Origin of the sequence: Calidithermus timidus DSM 17022 (genome assembly GCF_000373205.1) — a bacterium.
Taxonomy (GTDB): Bacteria; Deinococcota; Deinococci; order Deinococcales; family Thermaceae; genus Calidithermus; species Calidithermus timidus.
Genome location: NZ_KB890700.1, coordinates 224,209 through 238,391, shown reverse-complemented (window position 1 = coordinate 238,391; position 14,183 = coordinate 224,209). Strand labels below are relative to the sequence as shown.

General features: G+C 64.0%; 13 protein-coding genes and 1 CRISPR repeat array. Of the genes, 8 read left to right on the top strand and 5 right to left on the bottom strand.

Annotated features, from left to right (window positions below; translation table 11 throughout):
* Positions 1 to 329: 329 nt before the first annotated feature.
* A CRISPR array of direct repeats spans positions 330 to 807; the repeat unit is 35 nt; unit sequence GTCGCAAACAAAAAGCCCCGCAAGGGGATTGCAAC.
* Positions 808 to 935: 128 nt separating this feature from the next.
* The gene (locus B047_RS0114120; RefSeq protein ID WP_157205940.1) at positions 936 to 1,289 is read left to right on the top strand and encodes an SWIM zinc finger family protein; all 354 of its coding nucleotides are present in this window, start codon (positions 936 to 938) and stop codon (positions 1,287 to 1,289) included.
* A gap of 59 nt (positions 1,290 to 1,348) precedes the next feature.
* Here B047_RS0114120 and B047_RS0114115 read toward each other — a convergent pair whose 3' ends face one another.
* The gene (locus B047_RS0114115) at positions 1,349 to 2,827 is read right to left on the bottom strand and encodes an ABC transporter permease subunit (protein WP_018467624.1); all 1,479 of its coding nucleotides are present in this window, start codon (positions 2,825 to 2,827) and stop codon (positions 1,349 to 1,351) included.
* A gap of 146 nt (positions 2,828 to 2,973) precedes the next feature.
* Between B047_RS0114115 and B047_RS16900 the strand changes: the two genes are divergently transcribed.
* The 3 genes from B047_RS16900 to B047_RS0114105 all read left to right on the top strand — a co-directional run bounded on the left by B047_RS16900 (position 2,974) and on the right by B047_RS0114105 (position 5,582).
* Positions 2,974 to 4,332 carry a hypothetical protein gene (locus tag B047_RS16900; protein WP_052606154.1) on the top strand — a complete coding sequence of 453 codons (1,359 nt, stop codon included), beginning with the start codon at positions 2,974 to 2,976 and terminating at the stop codon, positions 4,330 to 4,332.
* Positions 4,277 to 4,975, top strand: coding sequence for a zinc metalloprotease (locus B047_RS17300; protein ID WP_052606152.1), 699 nt, complete (start codon positions 4,277 to 4,279; stop codon positions 4,973 to 4,975). The genes B047_RS16900 and B047_RS17300 overlap by 56 nt, the downstream gene beginning before the upstream one ends.
* A gap of 91 nt (positions 4,976 to 5,066) precedes the next feature.
* The gene (locus B047_RS0114105) at positions 5,067 to 5,582 is read left to right on the top strand and encodes a hypothetical protein (protein ID WP_157205939.1); all 516 of its coding nucleotides are present in this window, start codon (positions 5,067 to 5,069) and stop codon (positions 5,580 to 5,582) included.
* Positions 5,583 to 5,594: 12 nt separating this feature from the next.
* On the opposite strand, the gene metK is transcribed toward B047_RS0114105, so the two are convergent.
* The 4 genes from metK to zapE all read right to left on the bottom strand — a co-directional run bounded on the left by metK (position 5,595) and on the right by zapE (position 10,268).
* A complete protein-coding gene (gene metK / locus B047_RS0114100; RefSeq protein ID WP_026234912.1) occupies positions 5,595 to 6,782 on the bottom strand; it encodes a methionine adenosyltransferase in 1,188 nt (395 codons plus the stop codon).
* 111 nt (positions 6,783 to 6,893) lie between these two features.
* Positions 6,894 to 8,117 (bottom strand): DUF4127 family protein, encoded by a 1,224-nt coding sequence (locus B047_RS0114095; protein ID WP_018467621.1) that lies wholly within the window; start codon positions 8,115 to 8,117, stop codon positions 6,894 to 6,896.
* 7 nt (positions 8,118 to 8,124) lie between these two features.
* On the bottom strand, positions 8,125 to 9,273 hold the full coding sequence (locus B047_RS0114090; RefSeq protein ID WP_018467620.1) for a phosphopentomutase: 1,149 nt from the start codon (positions 9,271 to 9,273) through the stop codon (positions 8,125 to 8,127).
* 17 nt (positions 9,274 to 9,290) lie between these two features.
* The gene (gene zapE / locus B047_RS0114085; protein ID WP_026234910.1) at positions 9,291 to 10,268 is read right to left on the bottom strand and encodes a cell division protein ZapE; all 978 of its coding nucleotides are present in this window, start codon (positions 10,266 to 10,268) and stop codon (positions 9,291 to 9,293) included.
* A gap of 181 nt (positions 10,269 to 10,449) precedes the next feature.
* On the opposite strand from zapE, the gene B047_RS0114080 reads away from it, so the two are divergent.
* The 4 genes from B047_RS0114080 (at position 10,450) to B047_RS0114070 (ending at position 14,130) form a co-directional block, all read left to right on the top strand.
* Positions 10,450 to 11,292, top strand: a complete 843-nt coding sequence (locus B047_RS0114080) for an isoprenyl transferase (protein ID WP_018467618.1) — start codon at positions 10,450 to 10,452, stop codon at positions 11,290 to 11,292.
* A 1,014-nt stretch (positions 11,293 to 12,306) separates the two neighbouring features.
* A complete protein-coding gene (locus tag B047_RS18480) occupies positions 12,307 to 12,582 on the top strand; it encodes a transposase (RefSeq protein WP_245533753.1) in 276 nt (91 codons plus the stop codon).
* Positions 12,583 to 12,585: 3 nt separating this feature from the next.
* On the top strand, positions 12,586 to 13,137 hold the full coding sequence (locus B047_RS18475) for a zinc ribbon domain-containing protein (protein ID WP_245533752.1): 552 nt from the start codon (positions 12,586 to 12,588) through the stop codon (positions 13,135 to 13,137).
* A gap of 114 nt (positions 13,138 to 13,251) precedes the next feature.
* The gene (locus B047_RS0114070) at positions 13,252 to 14,130 is read left to right on the top strand and encodes a DMT family transporter (protein ID WP_018467616.1); all 879 of its coding nucleotides are present in this window, start codon (positions 13,252 to 13,254) and stop codon (positions 14,128 to 14,130) included.
* The last annotated feature ends 53 nt before the right edge of the window (positions 14,131 to 14,183 follow it).

Sequence of the window (14,183 nt, the reverse complement as noted above, 5' to 3'; positions counted from 1 at the left end):
GCGATCGCACCCCCTCACCAGAAAAAGCGGCCACTATTCCCGTTTGGGACAATACAAAGCCCGCTTGCCAAAATGCGGCATTATGTTTTGCGCAAAATGCTATAATCCCCCTAGCGAGGTCCCCTCGAGCGTACCTTGAAAACCTATCTCCCCCTTTCTCATGGTAAATCCCTGTCACATAAAATATAAATGTGCAGGGAAGTAAGCACCCATCGCAGCAAACGCCACTTTTTTCGCGGTTATCCACAACCCACCTGTGGATAACTCGCACTTCTCATAAATCTACCCCCTGGCAACCCTGTACAGGACAGCGTTCTATGGGGTATGCTGTCGCAAACAAAAAGCCCCGCAAGGGGATTGCAACAGAAAACGGCCCCCAACCACGACCCCGAATAGGCGATAAAGTCGCAAACAAAAAGCCCCGCAAGGGGATTGCAACTGGTATCGGCCTCGCTCAAGCAGAATCCGACAAAAAGGTCGCAAACAAAAAGCCCCGCAAGGGGATTGCAACCGGCGGTAGGCGGAATCGCGCGCGCATGCGCGTGGGGCCGGTCGCAAACAAAAAGCCCCGCAAGGGGATTGCAACAACAGATCGACCGGGAGCCACAGCATTTCGTGATTACGTCGCAAACAAAAAGCCCCGCAAGGGGATTGCAACACCTCCTCCTGCGCCAATTTGCCGGGCCGCAACATGCAGTCGCAAACAAAAAGCCCCGCAAGGGGATTGCAACTCTCTAGGTCGAAGGACACTGTCGAGATATCCTACAGTCTTGTCGCAAACAAAAAGCCCCGCAAGGGGATTGCAACCCAGACACCGGATTCAGCGTGACCTGGCATATGATGGGGGGACATTGGCTGGCTTTGATGCGTCCGATGTCAGGGCTCTGGCGGCCTCCGAAGTGCAGGAGCGGGGTTACCAGTTGTTTATTCGGGGAATGGTGCTGAGGGGCTCCCGGCAGGGCCAACGTTACAGCGCCCGCGTGCAGGGCAGCGCGCCCTACCCCTACCGCACCTGGGTCGATCTGGAAAAGCAGGACTGGGGCTGTACCTGTCCTTACGGCTGGGGTCCGGTGTGCAAGCACGTCGTGGCCGTGGCCTATGCCATCCAGGAAGCGCCCGAGATCTTCCAGGCCAGGCGCAAGCGCAAGCAAAAGCCTACCGACCTCCAGCAGTTGGCCCTGCAAGAGCTTTCCGACGAAGCCCTCCTCGAGGTCCTGTGGGAACTGGCCCAACAGCGCCCGGAGCTGATGGAGGAGTTCGCCTACAACCTATTGCAGCGCAGCGAGTAGGGGCATCCCGCGGCCGTCGAGGGCCGCGGCATTTTCCTGGGGATATCAGCCACCGGCCATCACCGCCTGCGGTAGCGCAGCACCCAGTATTCCAGCAGCGTCACCAACCCGTACAGCGCGACGCCCAACACCACGTTGACCCCTACAGCGGCGAAGGCGTTGGCGTAGCGAAAGGACAGCCGCTCGGTGTTGGCAAAGGCGCCCAGGCCCTCGCCCTGGAAGGTGAAGTCGGCAACCACCGCGCCGATGAGGGCCAGCGAGACGGCCAGGCGCAGACCGCCCAGCAGCACCGGCAGGGCGCCGGGCAGCTCGAGCTTGGTCAGGATGCCCCAGGGCCCTGCCCCGATGGTCTGGAACACCTCGCGGTAGGTGCGGTCCACTTCCCGCACCCCCACCATCGTCGAGACCATCACCGGGAAGATCGAGATTAAGGTGGTGGTGATGAGCTTGGCCTCGAGGCTGAAGCCAAACCAGATCACCAGCAGCGGGGCTACGATCACGGTGGGGATGGCCTGTAGGGCTACGATGAACGGGGAGAGCAGCCGTTCCATGGTGCGCAGACGACCCATCAGGTAGCCAATGGGGGTGCCGATAAGCAGCGAGCACAGCACCCCTAGCGCGGCGACCTCGAGCGTCGCCAGGGCGCTTTGGGCCAGTTGGGGGGCGTTCTGCACGGCGGCCTGCCACACCGCAGCGGGCGAGGGGAAGAAGAGGGGAATCCGGGCCGAGAGCAAAGCCCAACTCAGGAGGAGCAGCCCGGCCAGGCCCAGCACCCCGAAGAGCTCCCAGGGCGGGCGCAGCGGTGCGGGTGGGGGTTCGACGTGGGTGGAGTCGGCCACGCCCAGCCTGGCCCGCAGCTCGGCCTCCACGCCGTCGGTGAAGGCGGTGATGCGGCCCTCGTCGCGGGTGTCGAGGATGGTCTCGATGACGCCGTTTTTGAGCACCACCACGCGGTCGGCCAGGTAGACCGCCTCGCGGATGGAGTGGGTGACGAATAAAATGGTCTTCCCGCTCCTCTTGTGCAGCTCTTTGAGCTCGAGGTTGAAACGCTCGCGCACCAACGCGTCGAGGGCGGCGAAGGGTTCGTCCATCAGCAGCACCTCGGCGTCTTGGGCCAGCGCCCGGGCGATGGCCACGCGGGCCTTCATGCCCCCGGAAAGCTGGTGGGGGTAGAGGTGTAGGTAAGGCCGCATCCCCAAATAGGTGCTGACCTTGCCGCGCCCGGTGAGCTCGATGGGCAGGCGAATGTTCTGCTCGACGGTGCGCCAGGGTAGCAGCCGGTAATCCTGGAAGACCATCGCCGGCTGCCCGCTCACGCTGACCGACCCCTGCGCTTTTTGTAGCCCGGCGATCACCCGCAGCAAGGTGCTCTTGCCGCCCCCCGAAGGGCCGATGATGGCGATGAACTCGCCCCTGGCGACCTCGAGGTCCACCCCTCGCAACACCGCGTGACCGTCAAACTGCACCGAGACCTGGCTCAGGCGGATGGCCGGGTCCTGGGTGGTTGGGGGGGGTAGGGTAGGCGAAGGCAGGCTCACCCCTCTAGCATAAAGACCCTCGAGGCCCACGCTGAGAGAGCCCTTACATCTCCCGGCCTGACTCGACGCGGGGTCAGCTCCTTCGAAGCCTTGCGAAGCCTCGAAGCACATGGGAGAATCGGGGGACGCTCTGCCTTGGAGATCCTATGCCCAAACTCATTCGGTATGCAGCTTTAGTTCTGGCAAGCCTGGCGATCAGCTCCTGCAGCCTGGTCAACAGGGGGTTTCAGGCTTTCAGCCCAGGCAATAGCGTCGAGATCGGACAGGATCTGACCATCAACATCGTCTTCGTCGGCTACAAGCAGGGCAACGGTGCCCAGCAGATCAACCTCGAGGAGTTCAAGAAAATCCTGCCCAGCAAGTACAGCAGCATCAACCGTTACCCCACCTACTACCTGACCAAACCCGCCAAGGAGCTCTCGGGCAACAGCTTCACCTACAACTACAACATCAAGTTCGCCCCCCAGAGCTTCGAGGACGCCTTTTTTGCCCAATTGAACCAGCTGGCCCAGCCCAAACCCCTCACCCTCTACCAGCAGTCGTACAACTGCCAAGCCGACTTGGCCCTAGACCCCTGCCCCGGCGACGCTTCCAACATCAGCAAGAAGATCACCGAGAACTACTGGATCGACGCCTTCCAAACCGAGAAGTGGCTGGCCGAGAACGCCGGCCAACTCGGCATAGACACCAAAAACTACACCGTCTTCTTCATCAACTGGTACGGCCGCTCCGACTTCAAGCACCACGTCTACGTCAAGACCGACGAACCCGACCCCGACACCGGCTTCAACTTCGGCGAGCTGCTCTCTTCGCGCAAGATGAGCGCCTGGGGCGGCAGCACCCCCGACGACCGCCAAGGCGCCAACGCCTCGCTGAGCAAAGTCGCGCGTATCTGGTTTCACGACCTCTCGGCGGGCCCCGAAGCCCAGAGCAACAACTGGGACATCACCAACGCCGACCTCGACGGCGACGGCAAGACCGACTACCGCATGCCCCCCATCTGGGAATACGGCAGCACCCAAACCACCTACCGCCCTTTCAACAACCTCTCCGGTGACCTGGGCCGGATCACCCGCTACGTAGCCATCAACCTGCTCTTCACCCCCTCGCCCCTCTACCGCGTGGCCATCACCCCGCACCAGATGCCCGACGACCTGCTGCTCAACGTCAACTTCTACAACGACCCGGCAGCCGGCGACCAGGGGCAGGATCTTTTCAAGGCCAACCTGACCACGGAGTTGCTCCAAAAGCTTCAGCCCTTTAACAACTTCACGGCCACCATCCGTGGGCTGAGCTACGACGCCAAGGCCCGGTGCTCCTTCGAGTCGCAGTTCGACGGTACGGTGTGCTACCCCGAGTACCGGCTCAGCCAAGATGCCTCTCTGCTCGGCGCCAACGTCTTCATCGACAACCTGCTCGAGATGAAGCAAGCGGGCTTCTTCCAAGGCGGTGCCGACTACGAGGTCCCCGTCTTCGCCTACAACCTGGCCGGCAAAATCCCCTGACGACGACTGGCAATCGGGCACCCAGAGCCTGGTCTACGCCGCCGACAACCCCGCAGCCAAGACCCGCTACGGCTACACCACCACCATCACCCACGAGGTAGGGCACCACACCGCGCTCTCGCACCCCCACGACGGCTACGACTCGGCCAGCGACAAGGACTACGGCCCCAGCAACGAGTTCTACTACGCCTGGCTGGGCGACATGTCCAACAGCGTCATGAGCTACATCGACCTCACCGCCGAGTTCGGGCAGTTCAACCGCGACGCCATGAACCGCTACCGGGTAGCGGCCTACCTCAACCAGGCTAACGAGATCCTCCAGGCCATGATCGACGCCAAGAAGCTCAACGCCGGCGCCATCCCGGCCTCCCTCAAAGACGCCGATAGCCAGATGGCCGAGGCGCTGAAGTCCTACCGGGCGATGGAGTACGAGGCGGCGGTGCAGAAAGCCAAAGGGGCCTATGACGCGGTGGTGGCCGCGGCGGTCAGTGCGGGCGTGAACATCAAGAATTACTGGTTCGAAGGCTACACCCTCGAGCCCGCCAGCAGCTTGGCGGCCTTGCGGGTGAACAACGGCGGCCCCAAGGGCGCAGACTTCCCCATCAACGAGTCCAAGGCCTTGAAGCGGCGCATGCGCCCGTAATCGAGGGAGGTTGCACGAAAGCCGGGGCCCGTCCCCGGCTTTCTCATCCTTTTTTGCCCTGCGCTTCAGGTGCTTCTGCTAGTTTGAAGCCGTGGCGAAAATCGCACGCTTGCTCGTGATGGCGATGGCGTCGGTGGGAGTGCTGGCGATGGCCCAGAGCGCAGGGGGAACTGCCAGGCTGAGCGCGTATCAGCCGGTGTTTGAGCTGGTGCGAATGGTCAATGCCCTGGCCGAGGTGGACAGGGTACAAGGGCTGGCTTTTGACAAAGACCAAGCCGCCGCCTTGCTGGGCAAGCTGCACCCCCTGGGCCTTCAGGAAAACCTCGAGCCCCCCCAGGCCGTGACGTTGCGAAAGGAACTCGAGGCCCTCCTCACACCTGCGCAGTCGGTCTGGGTGAGGGGGTGGCTCGAGCAGCAGGAAAAAATGGCCCGTATGCGCCTGGCTCAAATCAGGACCGACACCAAGCCCAGCTTCTACATGTTCGCGGTACCGGGTTACTTGGGCATGGTGGCCGAGTTGCAATCGGGGAAGCCCTTTAACCCCTTCAAGAAAGGCCCTAACGCGACCCGGCTGAACAGCCTGATCCAGAGCCTGCAAAGGCGCTGAGCGCAGGAGGCTTCAAGCCAGAGCCGGCAGCCCCGCGAGTTGGCGCAGCTCCTCCACCTTGTCGGTGGCCTCCCAGGGGAAGCCGTCGCGGCCAAAGTGGCCATAGGCCGAGGTAGCGGCGTATATGGGTCGCAGGAGGTCCAGGTTCTGGATGATGGCTTTGGGCCGGGCGTCGAAGACCTGCTGAGCGATCTTGCCGATCTGCTCGTCGGGCATCACCCCGGTGCCAAAAGTCTCCACGCGCATCCCCACCGGACGGGCCTTGCCGATGGCATAAGCCAGCTCGACCAGGGCGCGGCGGGCCAGCCCTGCGGCGACGATGTTCTTGGCCATGTAGCGGGCGTAGTAAGCCCCGGAGCGGTCTACCTTGGTGGGGTCCTTGCCGCTGAAGGCCCCGCCCCCGTGGGGCACGGCTCCGCCATAAGTGTCCACGATGATCTTGCGCCCGGTAAGGCCGGTGTCGCCGTGGGGACCACCGATGACGAACTTGCCCGAGGGGTTGATGAGGTAGAGGGTCTCCTCGCTGAGGTATTGCTCGGGAATGGCCCGCCGCACAACCTTCTCGATCACGTCGTGGCGGATTTGCTCTTGGGGTATTTCTTCAGCGTGCTGCGTAGAGACCAGCACAGTGCCCACGTAGAGGGGCTTATCGCCCTCGTAGACGATGGTCACCTGGGCCTTGCCGTCGGGGCGCAGGTAGGGGAGCTCCCCGCTCTTGCGGGCCTGGGCCAGGCGACGGGTGAGGCCATGGGCCAGGGAGATGGGCAGGGGCATGAGTTCGGGGGTCTCGTCGACGGCGTAGCCAATCATCAAGCCCTGGTCGCCCGCTCCGATCTCGTCGAGGGGGTCGCGCGAGCCCAGCTCGCGGTACTCCCAGGACTTGTTGACCCCGCCGGCGATGTCGGGCGACTGCTCGTCGATGGCGGTGATCACCGCGCAGGTGCTGCCATCGAAGCCAAACTTGGCGCGGTTGTACCCCACTTCATTGACGGTCTGGCGCACCAGGTTGGGGATATCTACGTAACTCTCGGTGGTGATCTCCCCGGCCACCATCACCAACCCCGTGGTGACGAGGGTTTCGCAGGCCACCCGCGACTTGGGGTCCTGGGCGAGCATGGCGTCGAGGATGGAATCCGAGATGCGGTCGGCCAATTTGTCGGGGTGACCTTCGGTCACCGATTCAGATGTAACTAAGCGCAGCAACTTTCACCTCCAGTTGGGTTGCACCGTCCTGCTCAGGGTAGCAGGTGACAAGCCGAAACACTATAGCACCTGGGCAACCCCCTGCTGTGAGCCCAGTCGCCAAGGGCTTCAACGCACCCGGCGGAAGCGTAGGGCAACCTCGAAGCTGCGCCGCCAAGGGAATTCCACGCTCAGCAGCTCGAGCCGGTCCCCCATCAGCTTCGGCAGGCGCTGTTCGCGCAGGTAGCCCAGCGTCAGAATGCTCACCCCCTCCAGCAAAGGCTCGGCGAAGTAGCGCCGCACCCAGGGTCGCCCCACCTCGCCATAGAGGTACTGCAGATAACCCTCGGCCAGCCGGTCCAGCCGCCCCTCGAGGTCGCGCAAGAACAGCCCGCCCTGGGCCAAGGCGCTGCCCAGGTTGTTGGCGGGCGTACCCCAGCAGGCATAGCTGGCAAGGTAGGGATAGCGGCCTAGCTCGAGCAGGTAGTCCATCAGGCGCTTGTCACCCCGGTTGACCGAGGCGATGTCGGCCACCGCCACCGGGGCCTCGCGGCTGGCCCGCAGCAGGGTGAGCACCGCCTGGCGGGGGTCCTTGCCGGTGTAGACCAGCAGGGCCAGGTCGGGCTTTTGCTCCACCGCCTGCATACCCCCGCTCTCCAGCAGCCGCCGCACGCTCTCCTCCAGGGGGATCCCCTCGTAACGGGTGTTTTGCCTGGCGGCGGCGGGGTCGTCGTACCACACCCGCACCCTGAGCCCTGGCGACAGCGCTCGCAAGAGCATCAACTGCCCGCTCTCGTCGGCGCCGGGGCGGGTGGGTAGGGGCAGGGTGGCCGCCTCTTGCACGGCGGGGGAACCCGGCAGGGCGTCGTCCCAGGGGGCCTCGAGGTAGTCCAGCCCCCAGTCCGCCAAGGAGCGCAGGACCTCGAGGTTGCGCTCGCGGTATTTGGCGTCGGGGTGGCGGGGGATGACCCCAAAGGCCACCACCTTACCGCCGAACTTGCCCCTCCAGGCCCGCAGCAGCGTCAGTCGCGCCAGGGCCTCGGGGACAGACAGGGGGGTCGCGCGGCTCTGCACCAGCCCCCCATAGGCCAACGCGTCCAGGCTCACCACCAGGCGCTCACCCGGGGTGTTGATGAGCCAGGTGGCAAGGTCGAGGAAGCCAACCCCCGAGCGGCCCTTGTAGAACTCCGCCGGGGGGCAGCGCACCACCCCCCAGGTGCAGGGGGTCCAGTTGGGCGGGCGGTTGTCGAGGGGGACGTAGAGGGTTTGGGCTAAGCCGCCGGAGGTGAGCAGCGGGAATAGCAGGCATAGCAGCTTGCGGTGAGCTTTCCATTGCGACAGGAGCGCAACCATAAGGCCTCTAGATGACCCCTTTCCCCGGTCCTTCCCACTCGAGCCCGAACAACCCCGCCCACGTCGCCGCCAAGTCGGCGAAGGTCTCGCGGGTGCCCAGGTCCCGTCCGGCCAGCCCCGGGCCTACCGCCAGGAGCATGCCGTACTCGCGGGTGTGGTCGGTGCCGCGGTAAGTGGGGTCGTTGCCGTGGTCGGAGACGATGAAGAGGTAATCGTCGGGCCCCAGCCCGGCCAGGATGCCGGGCAATTCGGTGTCGAAGTCGCGCAGGGCGGCGGCGTAGCCTTCGGGGTTGCGGCGGTGGCCGAACTTGGCGTCGAAGTCGACGAGGTTGGTGAAGACCAAGCCCGAGAAGTCCTGCCGCATGAGCTCCAGCGTGCGGGCGATGCCGTCGGCGTTGTCCTTCGACTTCACCTCGCGGGTGAAGCCGCGGTGGGCGTAGATGTCGGGGATCTTACCCACCCCCACCACCTCGAGGCCCCCCTCCTTGAGCACGTCGAGGACGTTGCGGGGAGGCTCGAGCGCGAAGTCCTTGCGCAGGTCCTCGCGGCGGGCGTAGCGACCGGGCTGGCCCTCGAAGGGGCGGGCGATCACGCGGGCGACGGCCAGCGGGCCCACCAGCATCTCGCGGGCCACGCGGCACCACTCGTAGAGGGTCTCGAGGGGCACCTTGCCCACGTGGGCCGCCACCTGGAACACCGAGTCGGCGGAGGTGTAGACGATGGGAAAACCGCTCTTCAGGTGCTCGTCGCCGTAGTCGCGGATGGCGTCGGTGCCGGAGTAGGGCTGGTTCAGCAACCAGCCCCCCACCCCGATGCGCTCGGCGTAGCGCCGGAGGAAGTCCGGTGGAAAACCCTGTGGAAAAACCTGGAAGGGGTGCTCGAGCTGGATGCCCACGAACTCCCAGTGCCCCGTCGAGGTGTCCTTGCCGGGATTGACCTCCCGCATGCGGCCAAAAGCCCCTCTGGGTTGCTCAACTTTGGGCAAGGTGTGTACCCCCGGCACGTGGCCCAGGCCCAAGGCGGCCAGGTTGGGCAGCTCCACGCCGCTCTTGAGCACGGTGTGGTCGAGGGTGTCGGCCCCCTCGTCGCCGAAGCGGGCGGCGTCGGGGAGGTAGCCCAGGCCCACGGAGTCGAGCACGATGGTGATGATCTTCATAACCTGAGCATACGCGTTCAGCGCTGGCCGAGCAGTTCGGATAGCCGCGAGAGGCAGCGGCCAAACTTCTTGGCGAAGGCCCCGTGGCGGTAGCTCTCGAGGAAGATCTGCTCCAGCGGCACCCCGGAGGCCCGGAGCTGGAGGCCGCGGTCGTAGAGTTTGTCGATGAAGTGCACGAAGCGCAGGGCGTCGTTGAGGTCGGGGATGGGGGCCAAGCCCTCGAGGTAGACGACCTCGAGCGAGTCGAAGAGGTAGCGGTAGCGGATGGGGTGCAGGCCGCGCAGCAGGTAGAAGAGTTCGGCGAAGGAGTCGTAGCTGGCGGGCCGGGTCTCCTCGTGGTAGAGCTCCTCGAGTTCCTCGGCCGCTAAAGGCAGCGGGGGGTGCTGGAAGTCGCGGTGGCGGTAGTCTTCGCCGTCAAGGCTCTCCACCGCAAAGCGGCGGGCCAAGCTCTGGATCTGGATGCGGAACTGCTCGGCGTTGAAGCGACCCTGGCCCAGGGCGCCGGGCGGGGTGTTGGAGGTAGCCGCCACGCGCAGGCCCTTTTCCATGGTCTGGCCCAGCAGGTTGGTGACCATCTGGGCGTTGCCGGGGTCGTCGAGTTCGAACTCGTCGATGAAGAGGTAGGCCAAGCGGCCAAAGCGCTCGACCGCCTGGGCCATGCCCATCAGGCCCACGGCGTAGGTGAGTTCCTCGAAAGAGAGGTAGGCCTTGGGCTCGGGGGCTTGCCAGTAGGCGGCTACCAACAGGTGGGTCTTGCCTACCCCGAAGCCGCCGTCGAGGTAAATCCCCCTCGGATCGGGCAATTTCTTGCGGAAGAAGCCCTGGGGACGGTCCCGCACCCAGCGCCCCAGGCGCTCCTTGGCGACGGCTTGCGAGGAAAAGCGGGGGTCGGGGTGGTAGGAATCGAAAGTGGCCCCGCTGTAGCGCGGCGGCGGCACAAATTGGGCGAGCAGGGTCTCGAGGTTGACTTCAGGCATTCGTTCGACCAGACGCACGGTTTCAAGCCTATCGCCTTTGGCGCGCTGGTGGAGGTGAGCCAGCGCATCGCCCGCAAGCGGGGGCATAGCTCAATACCGACGTACACACCGGCAAGGCCACCGCCTCCACCGACCGCCCCGCAGCGGCACCGGCGCCGAGCGCTAGAATGGGCTTTGGATTGAGCCTCGAGGTTCGCGCATGGCAGTAGACACCTCCGCAATTCCCCGCAAGAACTCGGCGCGGCAGCGCTTCATCAACGTGCTGCGCGTGGCCCTCAAGCCGCTGTATTGGTGGTACGAGAAGCGCTTGGAGGCCGAGGTGCGCCACGGCCACGTCCCCCGCCACCTGGGCATGATCTTGGACGGTAACCGGCGTTTCGCCAGGGAACTGGGCCTGCAGGGGCACGAGGGGCACGAGTTTGGCGTGCAAAAAGCCTACGAAGTGCTCGAGTGGTGCTTGGAGCTCAGGATCCCCACCGTCACCATCTGGGTCTTCTCCACCGACAACTGGAGCCGCTCGCAGCTCGAGGTCGAAACCCTCATGAACCTCTTCGTCAAAGAAGCCAAGCGCATGGCCCAGGACCCACGCATCCACGCCAACGAGGTGCGGGTGAAGGTCATCGGGCGCCGCGACCGCTTCCCGCCGAAAGTGCTGCAAGCGCTGGAGGAACTCGAAGAAGCCACCAAGCAGCACGAGGGCATGCTGCTCAACATCGCCATGGGCTACGGCGGGCGCGAGGAGATCGTGGACGCGGTCAAGAGCCTGCTGCTCGAGGCCGCCCGCACCGGCAAGAGCCCCGAGGAGCTAGCCGCCGAGCTCGATATGGAGCACATCTCCGAGCGGCTCTACACCGCCGGGGTCCCCGACCCCGACTTCATCATCCGCACCTCGGGTGAGATCCGGCTCTCGGGTTTTCTGCTGTGGCAAGCTGCCTACAGCGAGTACTACTTCTTCGACGCCTTCTGGCCCGCTTTCCGCCGGGTGGACTTCCTGCGGGCCATCCGGGCCTACCAGGGCCGCGAGCGACGCTTCGGCAAGTAAAGATGGCGCTCGAATCCATATAGACGGCGTCCATATAACGCGGATTCACATACCCAGGATCAATTCTGTAGTATTCTAAAAGTCATGAATTGGCGTACATGGTTCAAACTGCGGTTACGCTGGTGGGAGGTGCTCATTCTGGGGGTTCCCGTCATCGAGTGGTACTAAGCAGGAAGCGCACCTCCTGGCGGGAGAGGCTCGGGGAGAAATCCCCGAGCCTGTGCACTTTCCAGGCTTCAGCCTGTTAAATCTGCAACAACCCTCGCCTCACAAACCCACTCCGAAATCGCTATCGGGCCTCGACCCGGCAACCCTCATGGAGTCCAGCGGGATGTATTCGCCACCCACTCCGACCCAGACAAACATCTCAAGTCTGAAGGGCACCCAAAGGCGCTCTTCTCACTGTGGGGGCCGCCCACTCACAAACAACCTCCGAGGATACCCCGGTTTTCAAACCGGGGAGGAATCGGTGCGCCGCCGAAGGCGGCGATGCTCTTTGCAACGTGGAGGCCATGTGCGTATCCTACGTTTACACACATGGCGGAAACCGTCGTCCTCAAACTACGCTCCCCGGCAAAGGCAAAGCGGGAGTGGTTGGAAAGAACCGCCGAGCTTTTCCGCCAAGGGGTACAGTTGGGGCTTGACTACGCCCTGAGCGCCAAAACATCAACCCGGGGGAAAATCCATGCCGCCGCCTACGCTTCCATCCGTGCCTTGGGCCTGCCTTCCGACTACTGCCGCATGGCCGTAAACGGGGCCGTGCAGCTCGCCCGCAGCCATTTTGGTCAGCGCAAGGCGAAGCGCAAAGCGGGCAAGCCCACGGTGGTACGTAGCCAGGGCATTGGGCTCGGAACAAACGCCTACAAGGTCGTGGGGAATACCCTGAGAGTTTCCACGGGAAGGAAAGGAGAATACCTTTGGTTACCCCTGTCAGTCCCCGCACACTGGCGGGACAGGCTGTCCCATGTCAGGGGGGATGCCCGGCTGTTCAAACGGGGTAGCGATTGGTTTGTCATGTTGCCCCTCAAGGTGCCCACCACCCCCACCGTCTGTGACGGGAGCGGTGCGCCTACCGCTATCGGGGTAGATCTGGGCATCGTTCGGTTGGCTACAGCCAGGCATCCTGGGGGCGTGTTTGTGGTCAATGGCAAGCCCATCCGTCATCGCCGGGAACGCTACGTTGCCCTTCGCAAACGGCTGCAGAGACACCGCCGTGCCGACCGGGTGCGGGCTATGCGGGGCAAGGAGCGGCGCTGGATGACCGACCTCAACCACAAGGTCAGTCGCTAGTTGGTGAAGCTTGCGGCTCAGTATCCCAACCCAGCGCTGGCGCTGGAGAGCCTCGATGGGATTCGTGACCGGGTACGCGGCAGCCAGAGGTTCAACCGGATGATGAGTAGCTGGGCCTTTCGGCAACTGGCGGACTTTATCCTTTACAAGGCCCAAAGGGCCGGGGTCAGGGTGGTGTTTGTTGATCCCCGAAACTCTAGCCGGGCATGCCCAAGATGCAAGCACACGGCCAAAGCCAACCGACCTGAGCAGAGCCACTTCCGATGTGTGGCCTGCGGCTACCAAGGGAATGCCGATGTGGTAGCCAGTATCAACATCGCTGGTGCAGCGGCTAGACTGCTACGCCAAGGGCCGACTGGCACGGCCCGGCCCGATAAGGGCCAGCCTGACCCCGCTGGGGGTTGGGTAGATGGAGTAAAGGTGTGTGATACCGGATTCAAAAAGATACTCTTCAAAACCAAAAACCCAGGGGCTATCTTTTTGAATCCTAGAGCACTCCCTTCGGTCGACCGCCCCGCCAAGGCGGGGCGGCGTCACCATTCGGTGACGAACTAACCGAATCTGGTATGAGGCGCAAGTTTCGCATACAGACTCCAACCTCGCAAGTCCCTCGTAGGGGAACCCCCTGACTTCTGTCGGGGGAGGATGTCAGCCGGTAGACTTGGAGCCATGCGCCGCGATCACCTACTGGGGCTGCTCTACCTCAACGTCGCCACCCTCTTGTGGGGCACCACCTTCGTGGTGATCAAGCAATCGCTGGAGTCGCTCAGCCCCTCCCAGATCACCCTGGCCCGCTTCGTGGTGGCGGCGCTGTGCTTCGTGCCCTTCGTGCTGCGGCTGGAGCGCAAGGTCTGGCTGGCGGGGCTCGAGCTAGGCCTCTACCTGTGGCTGGGCTACGCCACCCAGGCCATCGGGCTGGAGTACACCACCGCCAGCCGCAGCGCCTTCATCACCACGCTCTATGTGGTGATTCTGCCGATGTTTCTCGGGCTCATCGGGTACAAGCTGCGCCTGCCGGTGTGGGTGGCGGCGGTGATGGCGATTGTGGGCGTGGGGCTTTTGTCCTATGACGGCTCCCCACCAAATCTAGGCGACCTGTGGACGCTGGGAACCGCCCTGGCCTACACCTTCTACATCTGGCGGCTCGAGCACTTCGTGGCGGTGCGCAGCTATCCCACGCTGCCCATCACCGGCGTGCAGATGTTCGGCGTAGCCCTGCTCTCGGGAGTGTGGGTGGCTTGGGAGCGCCCGGCTTGGGACTGGGCTACCCTCCCCTACGCCGAAATACTCTACCTGGGCCTCGTCGCCACCGCCCTCTGCGTCTGGCTACAGGCGCTGGGACAGCGCACCGTCTCCGCCCCTGAAGCCGCCATCGCCTTCACCCTCGAGCCCGTCTACGCCGCCATCTTCGCCTTCTTCATCCTGGGCGAGCGCCTGGGGATACAGGGGCTGGTGGGAGGGCTCTTGATCCTGGGCGCCACGCTGGTGAGCCAACTCCCCCAACTACTGCGTCCGAGGCGGGAGCTGGGTGGGAGCGAGCGGGCTTAGGAGCCAGAGGAGAACCGAAAAGGGCGGGTACGCAAGCCCGCCCTTATGGCACC

Bases quoted from the DNA above. Each gene is read 5' to 3' on its own strand.
- B047_RS0114120 (WP_157205940.1), top strand. From the start codon at position 936: ATGGTGCTGAGGGGCTCCCGGCAGGGCCAACGTTACAGCGCCCGCGTG.
- B047_RS16900 (WP_052606154.1), top strand. From the start codon at position 2,974: ATGCCCAAACTCATTCGGTATGCAGCTTTAGTTCTGGCAAGCCTGGCG.
- B047_RS0114095 (WP_018467621.1), bottom strand. From the start codon at position 8,117: ATGGTTGCGCTCCTGTCGCAATGGAAAGCTCACCGCAAGCTGCTATGC.
- B047_RS0114090 (WP_018467620.1), bottom strand. From the start codon at position 9,273: ATGAAGATCATCACCATCGTGCTCGACTCCGTGGGCCTGGGCTACCTC.
- B047_RS0114080 (WP_018467618.1), top strand. From the start codon at position 10,450: ATGGCAGTAGACACCTCCGCAATTCCCCGCAAGAACTCGGCGCGGCAG.
- B047_RS18480 (WP_245533753.1), top strand. From the start codon at position 12,307: ATGTTGCCCCTCAAGGTGCCCACCACCCCCACCGTCTGTGACGGGAGC.
- B047_RS0114070 (WP_018467616.1), top strand. From the start codon at position 13,252: ATGCGCCGCGATCACCTACTGGGGCTGCTCTACCTCAACGTCGCCACC.